Raw genomic sequence first — 235 nt, 5'->3', positions numbered from 1 at the left:
ACCACTACTGTGCCTGTTGTCGTGCCCGGCTTGGATACATCCGGTGGTGTCTGCCATTCCACTGTTGTGCCTGGCGGGAATGTACCTTCATTACCGATGCCCTCTGTTGCTGGCGGTACTACACCTATTGGTGTTGTGATCGGTGTCACGATTGGCGTGTTTTCAACGGCATCCGTCGGCCCTGCAGGTACTTCTACTGTCACTGGTACTGTTACCACATCTTTTGTACCGTCTG

1 protein-coding gene is annotated in these 235 nt (G+C 53.6%); it reads right to left on the bottom strand.

Translation table 11 applies throughout. The annotated features are described in order from the left end of the window. On the bottom strand, positions 1–235 hold a 235-nt coding region (locus ERX27_RS11315; protein ID WP_133432869.1), incomplete at both ends, for a Rib/alpha-like domain-containing protein.

It is taken from the genome of Macrococcus brunensis (genome assembly GCF_004359615.1).
GTDB lineage: Bacteria > Bacillota > Bacilli > Staphylococcales > Staphylococcaceae > Macrococcus > Macrococcus brunensis.
The sequence above is the reverse complement of the archived record's forward strand: the minus strand, read 5'-3'. Positions and strand labels throughout refer to the sequence as shown.